Origin of the sequence: Hominiventricola filiformis, from assembly GCF_020686965.1 — a bacterium.
Classification (GTDB): Bacteria; Bacillota; Clostridia; order Lachnospirales; family Lachnospiraceae; genus Hominiventricola; species Hominiventricola filiformis.
In genome coordinates this window covers 1-24,426 of record NZ_JAJEPS010000008.1, presented here as the reverse complement: position 1 = coordinate 24,426, position 24,426 = coordinate 1, and the positions used below count along the sequence as shown (strand labels likewise).

Annotated in this window: 22 protein-coding genes, 2 pseudogenes and 1 other annotated feature (1 of these 25 only partly in view); of the genes and pseudogenes, 4 read left to right on the top strand and 20 right to left on the bottom strand. The window is 46.0% G+C overall.

The genetic code is table 11. The features are described from left to right. Window positions 1-88 (bottom strand) — a sequence feature (ribosomal protein L10 leader region); it reaches 48 nt to the left of the window's first position. 46 nt (window positions 89-134) lie between these two features. The 5 genes from rplA to rpmG form a co-directional block, all read right to left on the bottom strand. After that, window positions 135-824, bottom strand: coding sequence for a 50S ribosomal protein L1 (gene rplA, locus LKD36_RS09290; protein WP_118770753.1), 690 nt, complete (start codon window positions 822-824; stop codon window positions 135-137). Window positions 825-891: 67 nt separating this feature from the next. Next, entirely contained in the window at window positions 892-1,320 is a 429-nt protein-coding gene (gene rplK, locus LKD36_RS09285; RefSeq protein WP_118770754.1) for a 50S ribosomal protein L11, read from the bottom strand. Between the two features lie 74 nt (window positions 1,321-1,394). Then, on the bottom strand, window positions 1,395-1,910 hold the full coding sequence (nusG, locus tag LKD36_RS09280) for a transcription termination/antitermination protein NusG (RefSeq protein ID WP_118770755.1): 516 nt from the start codon (window positions 1,908-1,910) through the stop codon (window positions 1,395-1,397). 20 nt (window positions 1,911-1,930) lie between these two features. Then, window positions 1,931-2,143 (bottom strand): preprotein translocase subunit SecE, encoded by a 213-nt coding sequence (gene secE / locus LKD36_RS09275; protein ID WP_118770756.1) that lies wholly within the window; start codon window positions 2,141-2,143, stop codon window positions 1,931-1,933. A gap of 34 nt (window positions 2,144-2,177) precedes the next feature. Further along, window positions 2,178-2,327, bottom strand: a complete 150-nt coding sequence (gene rpmG, locus LKD36_RS09270; protein ID WP_117499871.1) for a 50S ribosomal protein L33 — start codon at window positions 2,325-2,327, stop codon at window positions 2,178-2,180. Between the two features lie 307 nt (window positions 2,328-2,634). On the opposite strand from rpmG, the gene LKD36_RS09265 reads away from it, so the two are divergent. Both LKD36_RS09265 and LKD36_RS09260 read left to right on the top strand, forming a co-directional pair. Beyond that, window positions 2,635-2,916 (top strand): DUF6110 family protein, encoded by a 282-nt coding sequence (locus LKD36_RS09265; RefSeq protein ID WP_118770757.1) that lies wholly within the window; start codon window positions 2,635-2,637, stop codon window positions 2,914-2,916. Window positions 2,917-2,972: 56 nt separating this feature from the next. Further along, on the top strand, window positions 2,973-5,063 hold the full coding sequence (locus tag LKD36_RS09260) for a heavy metal translocating P-type ATPase (RefSeq protein ID WP_308459460.1): 2,091 nt from the start codon (window positions 2,973-2,975) through the stop codon (window positions 5,061-5,063). A gap of 38 nt (window positions 5,064-5,101) precedes the next feature. On the opposite strand, the gene spoVT is transcribed toward LKD36_RS09260, so the two are convergent. The 8 genes from spoVT to LKD36_RS09220 all read right to left on the bottom strand — a co-directional run bounded on the left by spoVT (window position 5,102) and on the right by LKD36_RS09220 (window position 15,969). Continuing rightward, window positions 5,102-5,650 (bottom strand): stage V sporulation protein T, encoded by a 549-nt coding sequence (gene spoVT, locus LKD36_RS09255; RefSeq protein ID WP_308459459.1) that lies wholly within the window; start codon window positions 5,648-5,650, stop codon window positions 5,102-5,104. Between the two features lie 209 nt (window positions 5,651-5,859). Continuing rightward, window positions 5,860-7,320 carry a nicotinate phosphoribosyltransferase gene (locus LKD36_RS09250; RefSeq protein WP_308459458.1) on the bottom strand — a complete coding sequence of 487 codons (1,461 nt, stop codon included), beginning with the start codon at window positions 7,318-7,320 and terminating at the stop codon, window positions 5,860-5,862. After that, window positions 7,317-8,366, bottom strand: coding sequence for a peptidyl-prolyl cis-trans isomerase (locus LKD36_RS09245; protein WP_308459457.1), 1,050 nt, complete (start codon window positions 8,364-8,366; stop codon window positions 7,317-7,319). The genes LKD36_RS09250 and LKD36_RS09245 overlap by 4 nt, the downstream gene beginning before the upstream one ends. Before the next feature lie 86 nt (window positions 8,367-8,452). Next, a complete protein-coding gene (locus tag LKD36_RS09240; RefSeq protein WP_308459456.1) occupies window positions 8,453-9,502 on the bottom strand; it encodes a SurA N-terminal domain-containing protein in 1,050 nt (349 codons plus the stop codon). Continuing rightward, a complete protein-coding gene (mfd, locus tag LKD36_RS09235) occupies window positions 9,502-12,870 on the bottom strand; it encodes a transcription-repair coupling factor (protein ID WP_308459455.1) in 3,369 nt (1,122 codons plus the stop codon). Before mfd ends, LKD36_RS09240 begins: the two co-directional genes overlap by 1 nt. 11 nt (window positions 12,871-12,881) lie before the next feature. Continuing rightward, window positions 12,882-13,442, bottom strand: coding sequence for an aminoacyl-tRNA hydrolase (pth, locus tag LKD36_RS09230; protein ID WP_118770764.1), 561 nt, complete (start codon window positions 13,440-13,442; stop codon window positions 12,882-12,884). A 61-nt stretch (window positions 13,443-13,503) separates the two neighbouring features. Then, a complete protein-coding gene (locus LKD36_RS09225; RefSeq protein ID WP_118770765.1) occupies window positions 13,504-14,439 on the bottom strand; it encodes a GTP-binding protein in 936 nt (311 codons plus the stop codon). Window positions 14,440-14,544: 105 nt separating this feature from the next. Beyond that, window positions 14,545-15,969, bottom strand: a complete 1,425-nt coding sequence (locus tag LKD36_RS09220; protein WP_308459454.1) for a S1C family serine protease — start codon at window positions 15,967-15,969, stop codon at window positions 14,545-14,547. Between the two features lie 224 nt (window positions 15,970-16,193). Between LKD36_RS09220 and LKD36_RS09215 the strand changes: the two genes are divergently transcribed. Further along, the gene (locus tag LKD36_RS09215) at window positions 16,194-17,546 is read left to right on the top strand and encodes a citrate/2-methylcitrate synthase (protein WP_308459453.1); all 1,353 of its coding nucleotides are present in this window, start codon (window positions 16,194-16,196) and stop codon (window positions 17,544-17,546) included. Window positions 17,547-17,611: 65 nt separating this feature from the next. Here LKD36_RS09215 and LKD36_RS09210 read toward each other — a convergent pair whose 3' ends face one another. The 6 genes and pseudogenes from LKD36_RS09210 to LKD36_RS09190 form a co-directional block, all read right to left on the bottom strand. Continuing rightward, window positions 17,612-18,736 carry a DUF3048 domain-containing protein gene (locus LKD36_RS09210; RefSeq protein WP_118770768.1) on the bottom strand — a complete coding sequence of 375 codons (1,125 nt, stop codon included), beginning with the start codon at window positions 18,734-18,736 and terminating at the stop codon, window positions 17,612-17,614. A 103-nt stretch (window positions 18,737-18,839) separates the two neighbouring features. Continuing rightward, window positions 18,840-20,327: a L,D-transpeptidase family protein gene (locus tag LKD36_RS09205; protein WP_308459452.1), complete on the bottom strand. Its 1,488-nt coding sequence runs from the start codon at window positions 20,325-20,327 to the stop codon at window positions 18,840-18,842. Further along, window positions 20,305-20,778, bottom strand: a complete 474-nt coding sequence (locus tag LKD36_RS09200) for a hypothetical protein (RefSeq protein WP_308459451.1) — start codon at window positions 20,776-20,778, stop codon at window positions 20,305-20,307. Before LKD36_RS09200 ends, LKD36_RS09205 begins: the two co-directional genes overlap by 23 nt. Window positions 20,779-21,029: 251 nt before the next feature. Further along, window positions 21,030-21,095, bottom strand: a pseudogene (locus LKD36_RS17675) (hypothetical protein); the annotation flags it as partial. Then, a complete protein-coding gene (locus LKD36_RS09195) occupies window positions 21,088-21,291 on the bottom strand; it encodes a hypothetical protein (protein ID WP_308459450.1) in 204 nt (67 codons plus the stop codon). The gene LKD36_RS09195 and the pseudogene LKD36_RS17675, both read right to left, overlap by 8 nt. Before the next feature lie 80 nt (window positions 21,292-21,371). After that, window positions 21,372-21,986: a cytidylate kinase-like family protein gene (locus LKD36_RS09190; protein WP_308459449.1), complete on the bottom strand. Its 615-nt coding sequence runs from the start codon at window positions 21,984-21,986 to the stop codon at window positions 21,372-21,374. 259 nt (window positions 21,987-22,245) lie between these two features. Here LKD36_RS09190 and LKD36_RS09185 point away from each other — a divergent pair, with 259 nt between their 5' ends. Beyond that, window positions 22,246-24,153 carry a sigma 54-interacting transcriptional regulator gene (locus LKD36_RS09185; protein ID WP_308459448.1) on the top strand — a complete coding sequence of 636 codons (1,908 nt, stop codon included), beginning with the start codon at window positions 22,246-22,248 and terminating at the stop codon, window positions 24,151-24,153. Between the two features lie 80 nt (window positions 24,154-24,233). Here the strand turns inward: LKD36_RS09185 and LKD36_RS09180 are convergent. Next, window positions 24,234-24,426 (bottom strand): annotated as a pseudogene (locus tag LKD36_RS09180) (hypothetical protein); the annotation flags it as partial.

The following is a 24,426-nucleotide window of genomic DNA, read 5'->3' as shown; positions in this document are numbered from 1 at the left end:
TCATTCTTAATCGAATGCTTTCCTCGGCAGGCGTATCGACCTTATGCCTTACGGCACCTGCTGTCTTCGGGCAGTCATCTTCAACTGTTATAAAATATCACAAATATATATCAGATGTCAATACTTTTTTGTAATTAGGCAAGCTTTAAAGGATTAACTTTTACGCCCGGTCCCATGGTCGGAGCGATGGTTACGCTCTTCAGGTACTGGCCTTTAACAGCTGCCGGTTTTACTTTATTGATGGCATCCATAAGCGTCTGGAAGTTGTCCGCTAACTGCTCCTCGGTGAAAGAAGCTTTTCCAACCGGTACATGGATAATATTGCTCTTATCCAGTCTGTACTCGATCTTACCGGCTTTGATATCATTGACTGCTTTGGTAACATCCATGGTTACGGTACCAGCCTTCGGGTTCGGCATTAAGCCCTTCGGTCCAAGTACACGTCCCAGACGTCCAACAACACCCATCATGTCCGGAGTAGCAACGACTACGTCGAAATCGAACCAGCCGCCCTGGATCTTCGGAACGAGCTCCTCAGCACCTACGAACTCAGCGCCTGCAGCAAGTGCCTCGTCAGCTTTTGCATTCTTAGCGAATACAAGTACACGAACCTGTTTTCCGGTTCCGTGCGGAAGAACTACTGCACCACGGATCTGCTGATCTGCGTGACGTCCGTCACATCCGGTTCTGATGTGAGCCTCGATGGTCTCGTCAAATTTTGCGGTTGCCAGTTTCTTTACGATGGCAACAGCCTCGTCTCTATCATACTGAGTCTGCTTATCGTATAATTTGGCAGCCTCAACATATTTCTTACCATGTTTCATAATTCATTAACCTCCTGGTGGTAATTGCGGGAATTTCCCTCCCACGTCTGTTCATATGCAACAGTTTTTAGTCGTCTACTACGGTGATACCCATACTTCTTGCAGTACCTGAGATCATGCTGATAGCAGCGTCAAGGCTTCCTGCGGTCAGATCCGGCATCTTCAGTTCAGCGATCTTCTGAACTTCAGATTTCTTAATGGTAGCGACCTTATCCTTTTTGGAGTTAGCGGAAGCGGTTTTCAGTCCGCATGCTTTTTTCAGTAAAACTGCTGCCGGCGGAGTTTTGGTAATGAAGCTGAAGCTTCTGTCTGCATATACGGTAATAACTACCGGAATGATCATATCGCCCTGATCTGCAGTTCTTGCGTTGAACTCCTTCGTAAACTGTACGATGTTAACGCCGTGCTGACCAAGAGCCGGTCCTACTGGGGGAGCCGGTGTTGCCTTTCCAGCAGGGATCTGTAATTTGATGTAACCTGTAACTTTCTTTGCCATAATTAGGCACCTCCTTGTGGTGATGGCGGGAATGTCCCTCCCACGATCTGCGATCTACAGTTTTCGCAGACCATTTACATCTTCTTAATTTCTGTGAAACTTATTTCTACCGGTGTTTCACGACCGAACAGGTCGACATTGATTGTCACACTCTGTTTGTTTTCGTTGATGGCCTGAATGACACCCACAGTGTCTTTCCATACGCCGCCAGTAACAACGACATTGTCACCTTCCGCAAAATCAATTTGCACGGAATCCGATTGAACCCCAAGCGGTCTCATTTCCTCTTCCGTCAGCGGAACTGGTTTGGATCCCGGTCCAACGAATCCGGTTACGCCTCTGGTATTGCGAACTACATACCAGGTGTCGTCGTTCATGACCATATTGATCAGAACATAACCAGGAAACATTTTTTTGGAAACCTGACGGCTTGCACCGTCTTTCAATTCCACCACATCCTGCATGGGAACTCTGACTTCGAGAATCTGATCCTCAAGATGTCTGTTTTCAATGGTTTTCTCAATATTAGCTTTTACCTTATTCTCATATCCAGAATAAGTATGGACTACATACCAGTTTGTCTCTGACATACAATCACCTTTCTCATGAATTATAAAGTCAATAAACGATCGATTCCGAACGTCATGACCATATCCAGAATTTTAATAATGAGAGCCAATACAACAGAAACGCTGACTACCGCAATGGTCTGTTTCGTAAGTGATTTTTGGTCTGGCCATACAATCTTTTTAAACTCGGCCTTTACGCCTTTGCACCAGGTTGTAAACCAGCCTGCCTTCTGGGCATTATTTGTTTCTCCCATTTCGTCACTTCCTTTACCTTGGGGGGGGGCAGATTTACTTCGTCTCCTTATGAAGAGTATGTCTCTTGCAGAAACGACAGTATTTCTTGGTTTCCATTCTGTCCGGGTGATTCTTCTTTTCTTTGGTCATGTTGTAGTTACGCTGTTTGCACTCCGTACATGCCAATGTGATCTTTACGCGCACAACTTTCCACCTCGCTTTTTTATACTTTTTGCTTGTTGATGATCCTGCGAAAATCATCAATTTTTAGGCATAAAAAAAAAGCCTAAACTTCCATTCGCCTGTCTACTATATCATACCCCTACATATTGCGTCAAGTTTTTTTTCTATTAAATTATCACTTTTTGCGCAGTGTGTTTATTGATAACTTTTTTCATTAACGTTTGTTCTAATTGACTAACCGGTATTTTCTCACTATGATGGAAGATAAACCAAAACGGTTGAAAACAGTCACTATTATATTAATAAGATAACACAGGAGGAACAAATTATGTTAGACATTTCCAAAATGAAAAAACTCGGACTTTTCGCAGGTGGCGTTCTTTTCGGAACTGCTGGCATCCAGGTGCTTTCCAGCAAAGATGCGCGTAAAGTATATACCAATTGCACCGCTGCTGTTCTTCGTGCAAAAGAATGCGTGATGAAGACTGCTACTACTGTTCAGGAGAATGCAGAAGACATTCTTGCAGAAGCAAAACAGATCAACGAGGACAGAGCAGCACAAGAAGCTGCATGTGTACAGGAAGCTGAGACTGCAGAAGACGCAGAATAATCTGTATTCATATGGACGGAGCTGCCTGACAGCTCCGTCTTTTATTGGAGGAAAACATGAAATTCATTATAAAACACGACATCAGGGGCCGTCTTCGTATTCATATGGTACAGTCCCGCATGTCTTATGAAGAAGCAGATACGCTTCTTTATTATATAGAGAATCTTTCAGGTGTCACTTCCGCCAAAGTATTTGAGCGGACCTGTGATGCTTCCATTTCTTATAAAGGAGACCGTGAAACACTGCTGCAGGCGCTGCGTATTTTCCAGTATCAGACAACGGATGTTCCGGCTGATCTCCTTGCGCATTCCGGAAGAGAATTGAACAGCACCTATCAGGAGAAACTGGTGCAGAAGGTCGTACTCCGGGCAGGAAGCAAACTGTTTCTGCCATATCCGATCCGCGCCGCTTATGCCGCTTTTAAATCCTTACATTATATATGGAAAGGGCTCAGATGTCTGGCCGGCAGAAAACTGGAGGTTGAAGTGCTGGATGCAACCGCCATCGGCGTCTCCGTACTGCGTGCAGATTTTGATACCGCAAGCTCTATCATGTTCCTGTTGGGAATTGGCGAACTTCTGGAAGAATGGACCCATAAGAAATCCGTGGATGACCTGGCACGCAGCATGTCCTTAAATGTCAGCAAGGTATGGCTCAAAAAAGATGACCAGGAGATTCTGGTATCGTCCAAAGACATTAAACCGGGCGACGAAGTCATCGTCCGCATGGGCAATGTCATCCCGTTTGACGGTATCGTATGCGAGGGCGAGGCAACAGTCAACCAGGCATCTCTGACCGGCGAATCTGAACCGGTTCGAAAAGACCGCGGAACCTATGTCTATGCAGGCACTGTTCTGGAAGAGGGTGAGCTGACCATTCAGGTCAAAGCCATTTCCGGCTCCACCAGATTTGAAAAGATTGTAACCATGATCGAGGATTCTGAAAAACTGAAATCCGGCGTAGAGAGCAAGGCAGAGTCTCTGGCAGACCGTCTGGTTCCCTATACTTTAGGAGGAACTGTACTGACCTGGCTGCTCACCAGAAATGTCACCAAAGCGCTGGCGGTTCTGATGGTAGACTTCTCCTGCGCACTGAAGCTGGCCATGCCGATCTCTGTTCTGTCAGCGATCCGCGAAGCCCAGTCTCATCACATCACTGTGAAGGGTGGGAAATTTTTGGAAGCAGTATCCGCAGCTGATACGATCGTATTCGATAAGACCGGCACGCTGACCAAAGCAAAACCGACCGTTGTAGACGTGGTTGCATTTGACCATCACAGCAAGGATGAACTGCTCAGAATCGCAGCCTGCCTGGAAGAACATTTCCCCCACTCCATGGCAAAAGCTGTTGTATTAGCTGCAAAAAACCGCCAGCTGGATCACGAGGAGATGCATTCCAAAGTCAACTATATTGTAGCTCACGGAATCTCCACTTCCATCGATGATCATAAAGTCATTATCGGAAGCCATCACTTTGTATTCGAGGATGAGGGATGCATGATTCCAGAAGATCAGATGGAGAAATTTCAGAACCTTCCGACGGAGTATTCCCATCTTTATATGGCTATTGATAATCAGCTGGCCGCTGTCATCTGCATTGAAGACCCACTTCGTCCAGAGGCCGCTGATGCAGTCCGTGCATTGAAAGCCGCAGGCATCAGACATGTTGTCATGATGACCGGCGACAGTGAACGTACCGCTGCTGCGATTGCAAAACGTGTGGGTGTTGATGAATACTATGCAGAAGTTCTTCCGGAAGACAAAGCCAACTACATTGAAAAATGTAAAGCCAGAGGAAGCAAAGTCATCATGGTAGGTGATGGCATCAACGATTCACCAGCACTGTCTGCCGCTGATGCAGGTGTTGCCATCAGTGACGGAGCTGAGATTGCCAGAGAAATTGCTGACATCACAGTAGCTGCAGATGATCTGTATCAACTGGTAATTTTGAAGAATTTAAGTAATCTTCTGATGAAACGAATCCACCGGAATTACCGGACCATCGTAGGATTCAACACCGGCCTGATCGGGCTTGGTGTTACAGGTATCCTGCAGCCGACCACTTCCGCATTACTTCATAATACTTCAACTCTGTTAATCAGTCTGAATAATATGAAACCGCTTCTCAATGAAGAGACCGATCATTAATCAGGCATCAAAAAAGCTCCGGATAACCGGAGCTTTTTTTACTGTTCCATCTGTCTTCCAAGAAATGCCGCCGCTGCAGCTGCAAGCTTCTGTTCTGTCTCCCCCATCTTATTTTTGCCTTCCCGTCCAAGCAGAATTACCGATCCAATAGCATCCCCTTCACTGATTACCGGGGCAATCGTCTCTGATAGAATTCCCTCCATCGGTTCCGATGATACAGGAACAAAACTACGGTCACCACTGACCGCCTGAAGGCTCTGGCGTCCCTGAATCAGTTCCTCCAACTCACGGCTGATATGTCTGCCAAGGTATTCTTTTTTACCGTTTCCGGCGCAGGCAATCACTGTATCCCGGTCAGTTACACATACTACATATCCGGTTGTCTGTGCAAGACTGTCCGCATACTGTTGTGCAAAAGCCCCTAGTTCTCCGATGGGAGAATATTTCTTTAAGATAATCTCTCCTTCCCGGTCCGTGAAAATTTCCAGCGGATCTCCTTCTCTGATTCTGAGTGTACGTCGAATTTCCTTTGGTACAACCACCCTGCCAAGATCATCAATCCGCCGTACAATTCCTGTTGCTTTCATATCATGTTCCTCCAATGTCTTAAATTTATAGGTCAAAAAATTTGTTTCCGCAGTCTGATTTGTATCTAGTATTTGTAAGTTCTGGATTTATATACATTCCATTCCAAACATCTGGCATGTCTACAGTCTTTGAAAACTCAGGTCGTTTAGTTCATCAGTATCTTCATAACATAAGCGGCAGATTTTTCATCTTTCGCAGTATTCACTTTTTAATCTCCCGGATGCATCTGATTCAGCAGATCCGTCTTCATACGATACAGCCGGTCAGAAAGATCCACATATACCTCATGCGGATTAACAAGACGTCTAGTTTCATCCCACAGGGTATTCTGCTCTTCCATGCAGTATTTTCTGATATCCATGACTGACGGAGAGGTATATACACATTCTCCGTTTTTGAACACCGGAACCATCAGTTCTCTTAAGGTATAGGTACCGCCCTTCAGATGGGTCTTCTTCCATGTCTCCAGCGGATCAAAGATTGTCAGATCTTTGGACTCGTCAAGCTGATCGTCCACAAGACAGATCAGATCTGCCTTCAGCTTGCCGTTCTCTTTCTCATAGATACGGTATACAGTCTTGTTGCCCGGGTTGGTAATCTTCTCTGTGTTTTCGGACAGCTTGATCTTCGGAACAAAATCACCTTCTCCGGTCTTTACTGCCGCCAGCTTGTACACACCGCCAAATGCCGGACAGTCTTTAGAAGTGATGAGGTTCGTTCCCACACCCCAGGAAGTAATCTTTGCTCCCTGGCTCTTCAGGCTGTCAATCAAATACTCATCCAGGTCACTGGAAGCGGCGATCACGGCGTCTTCAAATCCAGCTGCGTCCAGCATCTTTCTTGCTTCCTTGGACATGTAGGCAAGATCACCGCTGTCCAGACGGATGCCGTAACGACCGTTCAGTTTTCCTGCCTCTTTCATCTCCCGGAACACACGGATGGCATTGGGAACACCGGATTTCAGTGTGTCATAAGTATCTACCAGAAGCGTGCAGGCATCCGGATAAAGCTCTGCATATGTCTTAAATGCAGTATATTCATCCGGGAAGCTCATAATCCAGCTGTGTGCATGAGTTCCAAGCACCGGCACATCGAACATCTTACCGGTCAGTACATTGGACGTACCGATACATCCGCCGATCATGGCAGCTCTTGCACCGTAAGTTCCGGCATCCGGACCCTGTGCTCTTCTGAGGCCGAACTCCATGATTCCATCTCCTCTGGCTGCATTTACAACTCTTGCTGCCTTTGTGGCGATGAGACTCTGATGGTTGATGATTGTCAGGATCGCCGTCTCCACAAGCTGTGCCTCCATAATCGGAGCAATGACTTTTACCAGAGGCTCTCTCGGAAATACAACTGTGCCTTCCGGAATGGCATAGATATCTCCGGTAAAGTGAAAATTCTCCAGATAGTTCAGAAAATCTTCATCAAAGATCTGAAGACTTCTCAGATAATCCACATCTTCTTTTGCGAAATGCAGATTCTTGATGTAATCAATCACCTGATCCAGGCCTGCTGCAATGGCGAATCCGTTTCCACAGGGATTACTCCTGTAGAATGCATCAAAAATAACAGTCTCCTGCACCGGATTTTTGAAATATCCCTGCATCATGGTCAACTCATACAGATCAGTTAACAGTGTTAAGTTCTGTGCTGTAGTGCTCATTCATTCTCCCCTTTCGATGCATCACCCTCAGATGTATCTTCTTTCATTTTGAATACTCTCTCAAATGTAATTTTTGAAAGATTATCATCGTTCGTAGTGATCTCAGCAGACTCTTTCAGGCCATCCACCCAATTCGTATAGGCATCCTGTTTTCTCTGCTCCAGAATGCTCTCTTTCTTGGTCTGCGTAGCTGCCTCATCAAATGTGGAATCCATATGAATCAGATAATAAGCATTATCTCCCTCCACAATATCCGCATACTCACCGTCAGACAGCTCATCTGCAGCCGCCTTTATCGTATCATTCAAACTTTCGTCGTCTGCACCGTAGCTGCTGGTTGTAGCTGTCAGATCATGATTCTCTGCTGCAGCACTTAAGTCTCCGCTTTCCTCTGCCTCTGCACGGATCTGCTCCAGTACATCCTTCTTCTCTGCCAGTTCTTCTTCTGTGAGTTCTACCGTATTGCCATCTTCATCCGTTGTTCCTGAAGTAGAAGAACGCACATAACTGATGGTCTTCTGTGCTGCCTCTGCATCATCTACATTCGTATCAATGGTCTGTGCCAGATTGCCATATACTTTCTGCTGAAGTGCCATCAGCTCCAATACATGAGCAACTGTATCCTTGTCCGCAGACATAACCGTCAGTGTCTTACTGTCATTGGCATCAAGAAAACTCTGCGCCGCTTCTTCCGCCGCTGCCTTCTCTTCATCGCTGAGAGATTCTCCCAGTTCTTCTGCATGCGCCTTCACCAGATAATACTCTTCCAGAGTATCTACAATGGAACTCTTTACCGTCTCACCATAGATGCTTCCGCTTCCGCTCAGATCCTGATTCATAAAATCTTCACCAAAATAACTGCTGTATGCGGACATCTGAGTCTGCTGATAGCGAAGCAGGAAATTCACCTCCCCCAAAGGAATAGATACTCCATCCACACTGGCAGCCTCCGCAGAGTTGTCCAATTTATCTACTCCGGTACATCCGGTCAGTGCCGTTGTCATGGCAAGCATGAGAGCGAACAGGCACGCTGTTCTCTTCTTCATAATTTTTTCCTCCTGATTATTGCATTTCTCTTAATTATATGCTTTTTTCCGGTCATAAGCAACTCTTTTCACGGTTCTTTCACACATTACAGCAGATCCTTCAGCACAGTCTTCACTTCCACCCGATCCAGAACATCCTGATGAAATGTAATGTCTGCTGCCCCTTTCCATTCCTCATAGATTCTGCTGCATTCCTCTTCCTTTGCCTGTTCTGTCAGATATTCTTTCCAGTACTCGGTACCGTCTTCATCATAGTCACTGGTATGCTGTACGATGAACCATCCTTCCTCCGTCTCCACCGGATCAGAGATCTCTCCGACTTCCAGTCGGCGTGCTGCATCCAGCATCAGCGGTTCCTGCCCGTCAAATCCGTTTTCCGCACCCATACTGGATTCGATAGGCGTCAGTCCTTCTGCTTCCGCCTCTATTTTCAGACTTCCCGCTGCGCGGGATTTCTGCACCAGCATTTCTGCAAGTGCCGTGCGCTCCGCTACTTCTTCCGCTGTAAAGGGAGTCAGATTTCCATCTTCATCCCGAAGTCCGGTGGTGGAGATCAGGACATAGCAGATTCCTTCCCTGCGATAATCTTCTTCCGACAGTCCCGGATCAAAATCACGAGTCATGGCTTCTGCCACTTTTCCGGACAGTTCTGTCTGTGCCAGCATCTGTTCCACAAACGCAGCATCTGCTCCCGCATAAGAAAGCAGTGCCTCATGATAATCTTTCATAAAAGAATCTGCACGCGCCTTCAATTTATCCGTCTCTTCTTCTGTAAGACTTACCTGATACTCCTCTGCATGCTGATTCATGATATGCGTCTGTATAAGGGTATCGAGCACCTGTTCTTTCAGGCTTTCTTCCAGGGTTGTGCCTTCTTCATCCACTTCCTGGCTCCACATCTCATCCCCTTCGTCTTCCAGTTCCTCTTTCTCCCACTGCATCTGATTCATACGGACATAGAAGTTCCACTCCCTGAGACTGATCTCCTCATCATTCACGGTCACAGCCGCCATCTCACTGCTCTGTGAAACCGTCTCTCCGGAACCGGTAATCAAAGCAGTCTCCTGCTTTCCACATCCCGCAAGAGAAATCAGCATACACAAAATGATCAGCCAGCATCCTGATTTTTTCTTCACTACTTTTCCTCCTCTTCTCTCAGCACACACATTTCTTCCAGCACTTCTCTCGTAATTTCCAGAATGGTCCCGGAAAATCTTCTTCGTCCTCCCTGGAGTCTGCAGATAAACTGTGCCGGTTCGGCATGCCGGAACATCATATTTCCGCCCATCTGTTCCAGAAGTTCCGGTATCTTATCCACCCGGATTTTTGCTTTTTCATACATGGTAAATGTAATCATCTCCGGACGCGCCTTCACTTCCGTAATATACAGACTGTGTGCCAGTCCTCTCAGAAGTGTGATCTCCAGCAGGTTCATCACCGCTGTTGGCGGATCTCCGAATCGGTCAATCAACTCTTCCAGCATATCCTCCTGCTCTTCTTTATTTTCCACTGCGGCAATTCTCCGATAGATGTCAAGCTTCAGTGCTTCATTCTTGATATAAGAATCCGGGATAAATGCATCCGTCTGAATATCCGCAACTGTCTCAAAATCGTCGTCTTCCACATTTTTTCCGCCTCTCAGGCGGAGCACCGCCTCGTTAAGCATTTTACAGTAGAGATTATATCCCACCGCCTGCATATGGCCGTGCTGCCTCTGTCCGAGAAGTGTACCTACACCACGGATCTCCATATCTCTCATAGCAATCTTAAAGCCGCTTCCCAGATCGGAATATTCACGGATGGCGTGAAGACGCTTTTCTGCGACTTCCTTCAACATTTTGTTCTGTCGGTACATCAGAAATGCATAGGCTGTCCGGTTGGATCTTCCCACACGCCCACGGAGCTGATAGAGCTGGGAGAGTCCCATGTTATCCGCATCATGGATAATGATCGTATTAACATTGGAAATATCCATTCCCGTCTCAATAATAGTCGTCGCCACCAGCACATCAATTTCGCCCTGGATAAAATCATACATAATCCGTTCAAGTTCATGTTCCTTCATCTGACCATGAGCAAATGCCACATTGGCTTCCGGTACCAGCGCCTGAATCTTCGCCGCAGTCTCCGCGATAGTCTCCACCCGGTTATAGACATAATAGACCTGGCCTTCTCTTGCCAGTTCCCGGTGAATGGCCGCCCGCACCATCTCCTCATCATATTCGCAGACATAGGTCTGGATTGGCATACGATCCATGGGCGGTTCTTCCAGAACGCTCATATCACGGATTCCTGCAAGACTCATATGAAGGGTTCTGGGAATCGGCGTTGCCGTCAGCGTCAGCACGTCAATGTTGGTACGAAGTTTTTTGATCTTCTCTTTATCTGCCACGCCAAAGCGCTGCTCCTCATCGATAATCAGAAGTCCCAGATCTTTATACTCCACATCTTTGGAAAGCACTCTGTGGGTACCGATCACGATATCCACCAGACCTTTCTTCAGGTCCTCAATGGTTTTCCTCTGCTGGGCAGGTGTCCGGAAACGGCACAGCAGATCGATCCGTACCGGGAACTCTTTCATTCTCTGCACAAACGTGTTGTAATGCTGCTGTGCAAGAATGGTTGTTGGCACCAGATAAACAACCTGCCGGCTCTCCTGCACAGCCTTGAATGCCGCACGTATCGCCACTTCCGTCTTTCCGTATCCCACGTCACCACAGACCAGACGATCCATGATCTTGCCGCTTTCCATATCGCTCTTTGTATCCTCAATGGCTTTCTGCTGGTCTTCCGTCTCTTCATAGGGAAACAGTTCCTCGAACTCTTTCTGCCAGACGGTATCCGGCCCATACACATATCCTTTTTCTGTCTGACGCGCCGCATAGAGCTCCACCAGATCCTTTGCCACTTCCTGTACAGCGCCCTTTACCTTCGTACGGGTCTTCTTCCAGTCTGATCCACCGAGTGTATTAAGGCGCGGCGTCTTATTCGCCTCGGAACTGCTATATTTCTGAATCGCATCCAGCTGAGTGGCCAGGATATAGAGATAGGAACCTTTACTGTACTCAATCTTCATATAATCTTTGATGGTATGATCTACCTCGATCTTCTCAATTCCGCGGTAGATGCCGAGGCCATGATTCTCATGTACCACATAATCTCCAATGGACAGATCCGTAAAGCTGGCAATTTTCCGGCCTTCATAGGTTTTGTGTTTCTTTTTCTTCTTTTTCTGCTCCTGCCCGAATACATCTGTCTCTGAGATCACTGCAAAACGAATCAGCGGATACTCATATCCCCGGCGGATGTTCCCGTGCACCACCATGATCTCTCCCTGCTGTACCACACGTTCCGGATCTTCGCTGTAAAATGCGTTCAGTTCTTCTCTTAAAAGATCCTCTGACAGACGTTTTCCGCGCGTTCTGGAAGCACACAGAAGCACAACTTTGTACTTTTCTTTTTTCCAGCGTTTCAGGTCTTTTACCAGAAGTTCAAAATGATTGTTATAGGACTGGACAGAACGCGCATCAATGCTGTAGCGCCCCCTGAATTCCAGCCTATGATCAGAATTTTCCAGTGTCGCAAGGGCAGCTCCGCGCATACGGTTCAGGCGATGCAGAATCTCCGTACAGGAGAAGATCTCTTTTTTCTGATTTTTCTGAATCTGTCCCTTCTCCATACGGTTTTCAAAATTCTGGAGATACTCCTTTTCCACCGTCTCACCGCGCTCCAGAAGCCGGATGCCCTCATCCAGAAATACAAGCGAGCGAAACTGCTTCATATAATCCAGCAGGCTCACGCCTTCACAGTGATGCTCTTCAGGATTCAGTTCTGCTGCCGGATAAAGTGTCAGTTCGTCCATATTTTCAAGGGAGCGCTGGCTCTCTGCATCAAAACTCCGGATCGAATCCACCTCATCATCCCACAGTTCCACACGAACCGGATATTCTTCCGTCAGCGGATAAATGTCAATGATTCCGCCACGGATGGCAAACTGTCCCGGCATCTCCACCTGGCCAACCCGTTCATAGCCCATCTGCACCAGCCGGAGTTTCATGGCCTCCGTCTCCAGTACACTTCCCACACCGATCGTCATTACATATTTTTTCAACACTTCAAGCGGCAGAAGCGGATCCATGCAGCCATCCAGTGTAGTAATAATCACAGCTTTCTGTTCTCCCAGAAGACGGCTCACCGCCGTTACTCTCTGTCTTAACAGTTCATTTCCCTGAATATCCGCATGAAAAAAGAGAAAATCTTTCGGAGGATAATAAAATACATCTTCATTCAGACTCTGGTATTCCTCAAAGATTTCCTTTGCTTTCAGTTCACTATAGGTAAGAATCAGTTTAACCGGCCATTCCCGGCCAAGTCCGTACATCAGATGGGTTTTCTGAGAGTCCACGCAGCCAGTGACCAGCGTAAGACCCTCATCTTTTTTCAACGCCTCCTCGATCTGAGCAAACGTCTCCATCTGCAGCAGCGGTTCATAAAAAGTATCCATGAAACCTCTCCTTAATTAAAGTCGTTCATCGCCTTGTCCGGTCCGTCGGTCAGAATCTCGGCTGCTGCTTCCGCTGCATGCTCACAGGCTTCTTTCACAAGAGCTTCATCCTCTTTGGAAAAGCCTCCCAGCACATAGTCTGCCAGATCCCAGCCTGCCGGCTTTTCTCCGACACCCACACGAATTCTCGAAAAGACCTGAGTACCCAGATGAAGGATAATATTTTTCATCCCATTATGACCTCCGGCACTTCCTTTTTTCCGAATTCTCAGATTACCGGGAGCCAGTGAAATGTCATCATAGATCACAATCAGTTCCGTTTCCGGATCAATCTTGTAGAAATCCACAGCTTCCCGGATGCTCTCACCGCTTAAGTTCATAAAAGTCTGCGGCTTTAACAGCATGACCTTCCTACCCTCGATCACTCCGGTTCCGCACACTGCCTTATGCTTTTTCATATTCATATCTATATGATATTTTTCAGCAAGGAGATCAATCACCCGAAATCCCATATTATGTCTTGTTTTTTCATATTTACTGCCCGGATTTCCCAGACCTGCAATTATATACATCGTTTCAACCTCAGCTTTTCTTTTTCATGTTCCCTTATACTAAGGGATTTTGTTTTCGCTGTCAATTTTTCCCTTTCAGAATTCTGCCAATTGTCTCTTTTGACAGCTGCTCGCCGATCACAATCAGCACTTCCTGCCCGTCCGGTGAGACTGCAAGCGTCTGCTCCCGGCGCGTGGCATTCAGTTCCAGCCATCTTCCGTCTTCTGCTTTCACAAATCCCTTCACCCGGAGAATATGACCGCAGCCCGGTTCCTCAAACAGCCGCGCTGTTCTTTCTTTCAGCTCTTCTGCCGTCAATTCCAGATTCATGAAAAACAGGGAATCAAATGCTGCGGCGGCATCTGTTTTTCGATAACTGGCCGGTTCATAACCGCAGTTCATCAGCCTCTGATAATCTTCTTCCGTAAATTGTTCCCAGTCGGAAGCAATGATATGTCCAAAAAGTGACCGTCTGCATCCGACTTTCTTCATAGCCTGCTCAAGATGCGCCTTTACCGCCTCTGTCTGCTCAGCGGAAACGTTCTTCACCTTACTGAGCACGATGCATCCTGCTCCTGCCGCCTCAGAAGCCAGCAGATAATCTGCAGCTTCTGACTGCCCGCAGTCCAGTCCCGCATCCACGACTGCAATCACACTTCCGATCTCATACCACTGATCCAGCGGTTCCTCCCTCAGAATATCAAAAAATTCATCCATATCAAAAATACCAGATGGCTCCACGATCACCCGGTCATATCCACACATACCCATGGCAATCAGTTTTGTCTTAAACCGCCTCCGGTGACAGTCAGCGTCGCATCCTCCCGACACCATTTCCAGTTCACAATGATCTCCTTCCAGATCTTTCAAAAGCATCATATCCACATTGACTGCTCCGAAATCATTTTCCAGAATTCCGATATTCAGTCCCTGATCCAGCAGATACCGTGCATATTTTTTTATAAATGTCGTCTTACCTGATCCAAGAAATCCGGTAATCAGATCAATCTTTACCATGACGTATTTCCTCCGTTTTTTCATTGTAACATATATTTCCCGCAACGCAAAGAAAGAGGAATCCCCTTTCAGAAATTCCTCTTCTTAATTGATTACAATCTCTGTTTATTTGCCGCTGTCCTGACTCTGCTGCTGCGACTGTGCACTCGCTTCATCCTGTGTGCTCAGGGTGATATTCAGTGTCTCCTCTTTGTACTCAGAGCCTTCCATACGCTGTACCACTACTTCGATGGTCTCACCTGCTTTGTAGTAAGTCATGAGTTCCTTCAGCTGTGTATATCCACTGATAGTTGTTCCATCTACTTTTGTGATAATGTCTCCATCCTGCATACCTGCATTGGCTGCTCCCAGTCCATCCAGTACTTTCCGTACATAGACACCAGTCGGCATATTATAATTCTGAGATACTTCGCTGGTAACGTCCACACAGTTGGATACTCCAAGGTAACCCTGCTGTCCGTCTTCCACTTTATCTCTGGTTGTCTTGTTCATCAGATCACCTATGATATTCTCCACATCAGAGATCGGGATCGCATAACCCATACCCTCTACATCCTCAGAAATAAATTTCACGGAGTTGATACCAATCAGTTCTCCTTTACTGTTCAGAAGAGCGCCACCACTGTTGCCAGGGTTGATAGCTGCATCCGTCTGAATCAGTTTGTTGGTGATGTCCTGCCCATCAGACTGTACCGTCACTTCACGGTTCAGAGCGCTGACAATACCAGAAGTAACAGAAAGTCCGTATCCATAGGCATTACCAATGGCAACAACCGGCTCACCGACTTTCAGTGCGGAAGAATCGCCAACAGTAGCAGTCTTAATGCTGCTCATAGTCTCGTCCGGGATATCACTTAACTGAACAGCAATCACTGCCAGGTCTTTGTCTGCATCGGTTCCTTTGATCTTTGCAGAGATTACATTATCTTCATCTGCATCCTGTCCGTCAGAGTTAAAGTAAACGCTTAACTCTTTGGCACCGGATACTACATGGTTGTTAGTCACAATCAGAAGTTCGGTATCATTCTGTCCGATAATAATACCGGAACCACTGGACTGGCTCTCCTGCTCATAGTTTCCAAAGATGGTTCTAAACTCCTGCGTACCCACATTAGTAATGGATACTACAGACGGCATACAGTTTTCCACGATGGAAGACACATCATACACATCAGAGGAAGCAGAAGCGGTACTCGTAGCCGGAACTGTCGTATTTGCTTTATTCAGGCTGACCTTGGTATTAACGGAATCACCAAGGGCTTTATTTCCCACATAATTCACGCCCATGAATGCTGCGCTGGAAACGCTTCCAAATACCAGTGCCAGCACCAGGCATTTTGCAACGGTTCTTCCGAATCCGCCTGCTTTTCTTTCCCGTTTCTTCTTCGGTGCTTTCTGATTCATGGCCTCGGAAGAATCATAATGGGTATAAGTACTTCCGGTATCGTAGTAGTTACCACCATTCTCTTCAGTCGTCTGCTCCGTGGTATTTTCCGCGGTATCGTTGTTTCTCATTTCATCATCATACATATCTATCGCTCCTTTCCATCTCTTACAATGGATTTGTTTTCTCTTTTCTTTATGAGCATACTATAGCAGGCAATTGTGATGGAAGTGTGATAAAACCTTTAAAAAAGTTTGTTTTTCCGGTTCCCGCAAAAAAGGATTGAGGAATGCATCGACTTTATGCTATGATAATATAGATCGAAAACTTTCCCAGTTTTCGTGAATTTGCAGAAGAAAGGAGACACGATATGGGATATAACGATAAATGGGAGCTTTTTTCAGAAAAATATAAAAATTTATGTACGGGGCACGATGTCATACCTGACAGTCTGTTCAAAGAATACGGCGTCAACCGGGGGCTTCGTGACATTAACGGAAACGGCGTTCTGACCGGTCTCACCAACATTTCACGAATTGATTCCTTCCGTATGGAAAATGGTCAAAAAGAGCCCTGCGATGGAAAGCTCTGGTATCGGGGATACAATGTCACCGATCTGGTACAGCATATTCCAAAGGATTCCTTCGGATTTGAAAAAATAGCCTATCTGCTGCTCTTTGGCGAACTGCCATCCGCAGAGGAAGCAAAAGATTTTTCCGAACTTCTGGCTGCCGGACGGGAACTTCCCACCAACTTTACGAGAGATGTCATTATGAAGGCTTCCAGTAAAGATATTATGAACTCCATGACCCGGAGTATTCTGACCCTTGCCTCCTACGATGACAATCTGAATTCCACGGAAATCTCCAATGTCATCCTGCAGTGTCTGAATCTGATCAGTGTATTTCCCATGCTGGCCGTCTATGGTTATCATGCATACAATCATTATGACAGAAACGAGAGCATGTATATTCACCGTCCGGACCCGAATCTTTCCACTGCGGAAAATCTGCTCATGATGCTTCGCCCGGATAAGAAGTATACTTTTCTGGAAGCAAAAGTACTGGATGTCGCCCTGATCCTTCATATGGAACACGGCGGAGGTAATAACTCCACCTTCACCACCCGTGTAGTTACTTCTTCCGGATCTGATACTTATTCTGCCATTGCGGCAGCCATGTCTTCTTTGAAAGGTCCCAAACACGGTGGCGCCAATATCAAAGTTATGGAGATGATGGATGATATCCGGAATCATGTCCGCGACTATTCCGACAAGGAAGAAATCAGCCAATATTTAAGCAAAATTCTGGCTGGTGAAGCATTTGACAACAAAGGTCTGATCTATGGTATGGGACATGCAGTTTATTCTCTGTCCGATCCAAGAGAACGGGTATTTAAAGGTTTTGTGGAACAGCTGGCAAAAGCCAAGCACCGGGAAGAAGATATGCTTCTCTACAATAACATCGAAACCCTGGCTCCTGAACTGATTGCAGAAAAAAGAAAGATCTACAAAGGTGTCAGTCCCAATGTAGACTTCTACAGCGGATTTGTCTATGACATGCTGGATATTCCGGTAGAGCTTTACACACCCATCTTCGCCATCGCAAGAATCGTCGGCTGGAGTGCCCATCGTCTGGAAGAGATTGTCGGCATGAACAAAATTATCCGTCCTGCCTACAAGAGTGTGATGCAGGAACGGGAACTGCCCTGCGACACTTTATAACATCGTTTTTTACGCAAAATAAAATCCGGATGCGGAAAATTCCGCTCCGGATTTTATTATTGTTTTTATTTAAGCACCAGCTCGCTCCATCTGCTGTCTCTTACCAATGCGATATAAGTCTTACCAGTATTCAGAGTGATCTCAGTACCATCTTCCTTGTAGAACTTGGTCGGGGACATGTCATGACCTTTAGACCAGGTGACCGGAATTGCCTTTCCTCCGGTGATATAATATCCTTCTCCAGTGGAGTTCAGAATGTTGAACTGCATATAGCCGTTTGCATCATACTGCGTTACCGGTGCGCACTGCAGGATAACATTGGTGAATGCCATCTGTTTGTTATCATCCAGCGGATCCACATGTTTCGCACCATACTCAGAATAGAGATAGGTATTGCTTGCTGCATCATAGTCAAGCTGGGATCCATTGTGATCAAAGGGCAGATCCACCAGAGTGCAGTCCTTGGAATCTGCTGCTTCAGACAGATCTACCGGATTGGACTCGCTTGCAAACAGCCAGTGATTTCCCTGGGCGTAATCATTATACTCGGTAGAGTATCCTGCTGCCTTCATACGTTTCTCAACCTCACCAGTGGTTACGTACTCGGTAAACTCTCTCGGCTTTCCATTCTTGATACGTGCGAATCCACCGCTTAAATGTTCTACCCACGGATTCTTCAGGTATGCATCAATATAGAAAGGACCTCCATCATGAATGACTACAGCATTGTACTCCGGAGCAATCATAAAGTTCGTCGGACGTACACTTCGGATACTTCCTACCTGTTTGATACTGCCCCAGTCTTTGAAAAGAGCCATGAAACGGGTAATCTCTCCGTTTGCGGTACTGTTCATCATCTCATAGACGATATCAGCATCGTTCAGTCCGTAATGGGGAAGAGCAGTCTTCTCATTATCTACCATGATCGCAACCGGACGTTGATTCTGGAGACTCTCATCAATCCACTCGTTGGTCAGCTCACTGCGGTACATTCCCTCACGGGTCTCTTCCTCAGCCGAAGCTTCCTCCTCGGCGGCATCTGTGGGTTCGTCTGCTTCTTCTGTATTCTCTCCCTCTGAAACATCAGTCACGGTCGGAGCTGCTGCATCATCGGAGCTTCCACCACATCCAGTCAGCATGGTACATGCCAGTGCTGCGGACAGGAACAGAAGTAATGTCTTTTTCTTCATGTAAAAAAATCCTTTCTCCATAAATTTAAAAATAATTATACACTATTTTTGCCTGTTTTGAAACCTTCTTAACAGATATTTAAGAAAACTGAAGATATTGTTATTATTGCACAGTATCTGTCTCAGCAGAAGTATCCGCTGCCTCACTGCCTTCGGTGGGGGCCCCCTTCTCCTGCTCGGAAGGCCGTTCCGTGCCTGCCAGATGATAGCAGATGACCGGTGTTCCTTTCTGCACATAACTGTACATTTCCTGTGCTTTCGCAGGCGGCATATTGATGCATCCGTGGGATCCTTTTGTCTTGTAAATGGTTCCGCCAAAGCTGGATCTCCAGTTTGCATCATGCATGCCGATATTCTTGTTGAACGGCATCCAGTAGGATACCGGCGTCTGATAGTTTTCGCCGGTCAGTGTCGCATCTCTCTGTTTATAAGTAATGCTGTAGACACCTGCCGGAGTATCATATCCTTTTGCCGAATTGCCGGATACAAAATCGGACTCCATCATCAGCTTTCCGTCCTGGTAGAAGAAAAGATGCTGCGCTGTCAGATTAATCTCCACATAGGTCGTTCCATAATCCGGCGTACCATAGGAAGCTGCCGTCTGATAGTAGACCGGCGTCCGCTCTCCGCTTTCACCTTTTTCAATCATGGCTTCCAGTTCTTCCGCTTCTTTGTCATAATTCATCCACCAGCCGTAGTCTCCGCCATCAATCGTGACTTCCTGCCCATAACTGGTCATAAACGTTCTCGGGCGGAAGATGGTATCATATTTTTTTCGAAGGGTCGCCACATAATTTTCCACCTGTGCCGTATCAAGCTCCACTTCAAATCCATCTACATGAAGCCAGGAAGAAATGGTAGGACCATCCAACACTTCCTTATTCTCTCCAAACGTATATGTAATGCTGATACCTGCATATTTCTGCATTTTCTCAAGCAGTGCCTTCAGCTCTTCATTTTCCGACGTAATCTCCGGCACTTCGTAACAGTCTGCTTCCTCCAGATTGACATAATTCTCAAGACCCTCTACCGCTGCCCGGATCACATCCAGTGTCTGTTCCTTCTTCAGTTCATTTCCCTGCGTTTCCGAAATGATGGAGAATCCGCTGCCCTCTACATAATCACTGATATACGCATCTGTCGGAGCAGATGCAAAAGAACTGTCAAATCCTTTCAGTCCGTCGACTGCCTGTTCCAGCATAGATTCGTCGTAGGAAATCACCTTTTCCAGTTCATGCGCCGTACCCGGTTTCAAAAACCACAGCCACACATTCTGTTCCCTCATAATCGTTTCCAGCGGCTCCATGGAAGAGTATCCAAGCCCGATGGAGGTTCCCTGAATATCTTCATCCAGCGTACTGCCATCGCTCTTCCGCTCTGTAATCTGCAGCATATAGTCCTGCACCTGACCGCTTAATTCCTCCAGCGTCATGCCGGATACATCCGCTTTATCAATCACAGTTCCATTTACAAAATGATTTTGATAATAAAAGACACCACCTGCATAGACACCAAGTGCCCCAAGTATCAGCACACAAAAAATTACGGTCAGTACAGGAAAACGCTTTTTATTCTGCTCTTTTTTCTTCATTGCCACACGCATCCTTTTTTGAATTCAAAAATATTATAGCGTCTTCAAAATGAAGTGTCAATTTTTCTGCAGACTGTTCCTGTCTTTCTGCCAGACAGCTGGTGTGACACCTGTTTTCTTTCTGAATATTCTGGAAAAAATACTCGGCACTGGAATAACCGACTGCAGCTGCAACATCCGCCGCCACATTTTCCAGCGTTACTTTTTCATCCACATGTTCCATAACCCAGGAAGCAATCCTTCCTATCTGCCGGTCTTCCATCAGGCGGTATTTGTCAAGAAGCACCTTGACTCTCTGGAAGCAGCCCTCCCAGTCTGTGATGACGTCTTCCATATTTTTCGGAGACACCATACCATGGCTTGTGAATTCTTCCCTGCACAACAGTTTCTCAAGCCAGGGTCTTCCGCTGACCAGCTTCTCATACATTCTGTATTTCGTTTTATCCGCCACAAAAATCGCACCAGTTCTTCTTCCGTCCGGGCAGTATCCAGCAGCAGAAATTCCTGATGCATCGTCCAGAATTCCATATTTTTGATCTGTTCCGCCAGCAATCCTGCCTTATCGTAAAACATCACTTTCTGCATCTGCTCACCCCCGAAGAAAAAAAGAGGCATGGTAATAAAAATCGTGTCTTCTTTTACCCCGCGTACCCGAAAAGTATCATAATGAAAATGTTCCATAGGAAGCAGCCAGTCTTTAAAGTGGAGATACAGGCCATTCTTCGCCAGCTCCACCTTCAGTTCCCCATAGGCAGGATTTTCATACACCCCTGTGTATTCTTCCAGCTTGTGGGACAGCTCTGTGTGTTCCACCGGCGGAAGAGGTATCTGTTGATACAGATTCCGCAGCACTTGCAGTGTCAGCTGCTGCATCTGTACTTTCTGTGCTTCCTGAGCTTCCGCATCCGGTCATCATCATTGCTGCTGCCATGAACAGCGCCATCCATCTTGTCTTTCTTCTCATAATATTCCTCCTCGTCTTTCTGTTATAAAAAAACGACAGTATTTTCTTTTATGAAAACACCATCGTTTCTCTCAGATAAATTATGCAATTGTCTCGGACTCTCCGAAATGCTTTCTTACGATATCCGCTACCATCTGTGCCGTTCCTTCTACTCCGAAGAAACTGCTGTCGATCATCAGATTCCGGTTGTTCAGGTCAGACGGATAGTAATTGGTATATTTCTTATGATACTTCCGTCTGGCCTTATCGACCTCCATGATCATTTTTATAGCCACATCCTCTTCCATGCCAAGCTGTGTCACACAGTTCTCGATCCTTTTTTCAAAGGGAGCATAGATATAAGTATTGAAACAGTTGGAATAGTCTTTTAATACATATTCTGCACATCTTCCTACAATTACGCAGGACTCTTTTGCTGCCAGCTTTCTAATGATCTCTGACTGTACTCTGAAAATTTCATTCTGCTTTTCTGAAGAAAATTTTCCAAGGGGAGATTTCATTTTTGCATAGATACCGCCCTGGCTCTCTTCATTGGTACTAACTACCGAAAGCGGCAGATTCATCTGCCTTGCTGTTTCCTCTACAATGTCTCTGTCATAGAATTCCACATTCAGAAGTTCTGACAGTCTTCTTGTAATGGGTCTTCCCATACTTCCGAATTCACGGGTAATGGTTACGATATATTTCTTTTCCATGGCATACACTCCATCCCGTCTGCTGTAAACTAAAAAAACAGGCAATGGTATTTTTTACAAACACCGTTGTCTGCTTTCTATCTGATGGACTACATTAATACCGATTTATTTTTAAAAAGAAAGGTAATATCTTTTGTTTTTATGTACATATCTTTTGATTATAGAAAAATATTGTTCAGTTTCGGTCCCAGAATTGTCTCTTTTTGATTCCTGTGCTAAACTAAGTATATATTTTCCGTCATACGAGGAGATTCATCTTATGCTTCGAATTCTTTTTGTAATCCCATATCTGGAAGTAGAACAGAGTGTAAAACAGGTCTTTCAGGAAGTTGCATCCCTGAAGGAAGAAGAGATCAGCTATGATATTCGTCTGGCTGAGATCGGTGGACATCTCGACATTGAAAATGATGCCGCTGATATTATCATCGCACGTGGATTTACCGCCGCTTCCATCAAAACCAGTATTCCGAAAATTGAACTTCAGGTATCTGCATTTGACATGATGAAAGCTGCAAAAAAATGCATCCGCACATATCATTGCGAAAAGATTGCTTTTATCGGGACTACAAATATGATTTTCGGTGCTGATTCTTTTAACGAAATTCTGGATGATGTAGAAGTCACCTCCTGCCAGGTAAAAAGTTCAGACATGCTTGATCAGGCAATTGATCAGCTTTTGAAAGAAGGTGTAGATGCAGTCATCGGAGGACGTTCCTTAAGTCAGGTTGCCAGCAGAAGGAATATTCCCTATATTCTGCTGCAATCCGGAAAAGAAAGCATCTATCAGGCGGTGGAAGAAGCAATTACTGCCATGCGCTTTTCCAGAAGCGAAAAAGAAAAGAGAGAATATCTGCAAGCAATCATGGACTACTCTTTTGAAGGAATCGTGTCTACTGATATTTCTGGAAATATTCTCTCCGTTAACCGCTTTGCCGCAGAACGGCTGAATCAATATGACCGGGGCCGCCATCATACACCAGACTGGATGATTGGAAAACCATTGACTCATTTTCTTCCGGAACTCTCTCTCACCAGTGAGACCCAGAATATTCTCTCGCGGCTGATTACTTCTGGAAGGCGACAATATATGGTAAACTGTGTGCGGCTTTCCGAAAAAAACGATCAGCCGGATGGTTTTATTATCACTTTCCGTGATATTGAAAACATCCAGGAAGATGAAGGACGCATCAGAAAGCAGCTTCATAGTAAAGGGCTTCGTGCAAAATATCATTTTGAACACATCGTCGGCAACAGTCGGATTATGAAAGAAACTATTCAGACCGCCCGCAAATATGCCCATGCAGAATCTAATGTATTTATTCATGGAGAAACCGGCACCGGAAAAGAACTGTTTGCTCAAAGTATCCACAATGCCAGCAGCCGCAGAAACGGTCCGTTTGTAGCCATCAACTGCGCTGCTCTTCCAGAATCTCTGCTGGAAAGTGAGTTGTTCGGATATATGGAAGGAGCTTTCACCGGAGCCATAAAAGGCGGAAAAGCCGGCCTGTTTGAGCTTGCCCATAATGGCACTCTGTTTCTCGATGAAATCGGAGATATGGCTATCAATCTTCAGGCAAGACTTCTGCGAGTCATTCAGGAACGGGAAATCATGCGTCTTGGCGGAAGCCAGATGATCCCGGTCAATGTCCGGATCATCGCTGCTGCCAATAAAGACATGCAGGCCGCAGTAAAAGATGGCTCTTTCCGTCAGGATCTGCTGTACCGCATCGATGTCCTCAGACTGGAACTGCCTCCTCTTCGCAAACGCGAACAGGATCTTCTGGAACTGACCGAATGCTATATCAACCTGGAACGCCAGAAAACCGGATGTATTCTCAAAGATCTTGATGAGCATGCTCAACGCTGGATTCTTCAACAACCATGGGAAGGCAACGTCCGGGAATTACGCAACTTCTGTGAACGACTCTGTGTCCTGTGTGAAAACGGAACCGCAACTATGGAAGATATCTCCATTGCTTCCGGCACAAATGCCACTTCGACTCCTGTGTCTGCCACAAAAACTTCCTGTGCCAAATCTGACGAAGCAGAGGAGATCATCTCTGCTCTCCGTGAGCATAACGGCAGCCGCAAGGAAACTGCTGCTGCACTTCATATCGATACCAGCACACTGTGGCGGAAGATGAAAAAATATGGCATCACATCATAAATAAGGCTTGCCTGGGTCGCTGTTAAAATAGCATCGAGGCAGTTCCAACGAACTACCCCGATGTCAAACTTCCTGACAGCTTAGATGCCATACAATTCAAATAACTTCATTCGATACTCCGCATCCGTTGCTGCTCTTCTTGCTTCATCATATTTTTTCTGTGACAACAAAAGATCGAAAAGTTTTCCAGCCCTGTCTAACGTTCTACTGGTTGCCTCTTTTGTTGCCTCTTCCGCTGCTTCTTTTTTCCAGTATTCTTTTGCTTCTTCCAGA

Excerpts from the sequence above, each read along its gene's own strand:
- LKD36_RS09250 (WP_308459458.1), bottom strand. The coding sequence starts at position 7,320 with ATGAGCACTACAGCACAGAACTTAACACTGTTAACTGATCTGTATGAG.
- LKD36_RS09265 (WP_118770757.1), top strand. The coding sequence starts at position 2,635 with ATGTTAGACATTTCCAAAATGAAAAAACTCGGACTTTTCGCAGGTGGC.
- mfd (WP_308459455.1), bottom strand. The coding sequence starts at position 12,870 with ATGGATACTTTTTATGAACCGCTGCTGCAGATGGAGACGTTTGCTCAG.
- LKD36_RS09185 (WP_308459448.1), top strand. The coding sequence starts at position 22,246 with ATGCTTCGAATTCTTTTTGTAATCCCATATCTGGAAGTAGAACAGAGT.
- LKD36_RS09220 (WP_308459454.1), bottom strand. The coding sequence starts at position 15,969 with ATGTATGATGATGAAATGAGAAACAACGATACCGCGGAAAATACCACG.
- secE (WP_118770756.1), bottom strand. The coding sequence starts at position 2,143 with ATGGGAGAAACAAATAATGCCCAGAAGGCAGGCTGGTTTACAACCTGG.
- spoVT (WP_308459459.1), bottom strand. The coding sequence starts at position 5,650 with ATGAAAGCAACAGGAATTGTACGGCGGATTGATGATCTTGGCAGGGTG.
- LKD36_RS09260 (WP_308459460.1), top strand. The coding sequence starts at position 2,973 with ATGAAATTCATTATAAAACACGACATCAGGGGCCGTCTTCGTATTCAT.
- LKD36_RS09215 (WP_308459453.1), top strand. The coding sequence starts at position 16,194 with ATGGGATATAACGATAAATGGGAGCTTTTTTCAGAAAAATATAAAAAT.
- LKD36_RS09195 (WP_308459450.1), bottom strand. The coding sequence starts at position 21,291 with ATGAGAAGAAAGACAAGATGGATGGCGCTGTTCATGGCAGCAGCAATG.
- LKD36_RS09225 (WP_118770765.1), bottom strand. The coding sequence starts at position 14,439 with ATGGTAAAGATTGATCTGATTACCGGATTTCTTGGATCAGGTAAGACG.
- nusG (WP_118770755.1), bottom strand. The coding sequence starts at position 1,910 with ATGTCAGAGACAAACTGGTATGTAGTCCATACTTATTCTGGATATGAG.
- LKD36_RS09245 (WP_308459457.1), bottom strand. The coding sequence starts at position 8,366 with ATGAAGAAGAGAACAGCGTGCCTGTTCGCTCTCATGCTTGCCATGACA.
- LKD36_RS09205 (WP_308459452.1), bottom strand. The coding sequence starts at position 20,327 with ATGAAGAAAAAAGAGCAGAATAAAAAGCGTTTTCCTGTACTGACCGTA.
- rplA (WP_118770753.1), bottom strand. The coding sequence starts at position 824 with ATGAAACATGGTAAGAAATATGTTGAGGCTGCCAAATTATACGATAAG.
- rplK (WP_118770754.1), bottom strand. The coding sequence starts at position 1,320 with ATGGCAAAGAAAGTTACAGGTTACATCAAATTACAGATCCCTGCTGGA.
- LKD36_RS09190 (WP_308459449.1), bottom strand. The coding sequence starts at position 21,986 with ATGGAAAAGAAATATATCGTAACCATTACCCGTGAATTCGGAAGTATG.
- pth (WP_118770764.1), bottom strand. The coding sequence starts at position 13,442 with ATGTATATAATTGCAGGTCTGGGAAATCCGGGCAGTAAATATGAAAAA.
- LKD36_RS09210 (WP_118770768.1), bottom strand. The coding sequence starts at position 18,736 with ATGAAGAAAAAGACATTACTTCTGTTCCTGTCCGCAGCACTGGCATGT.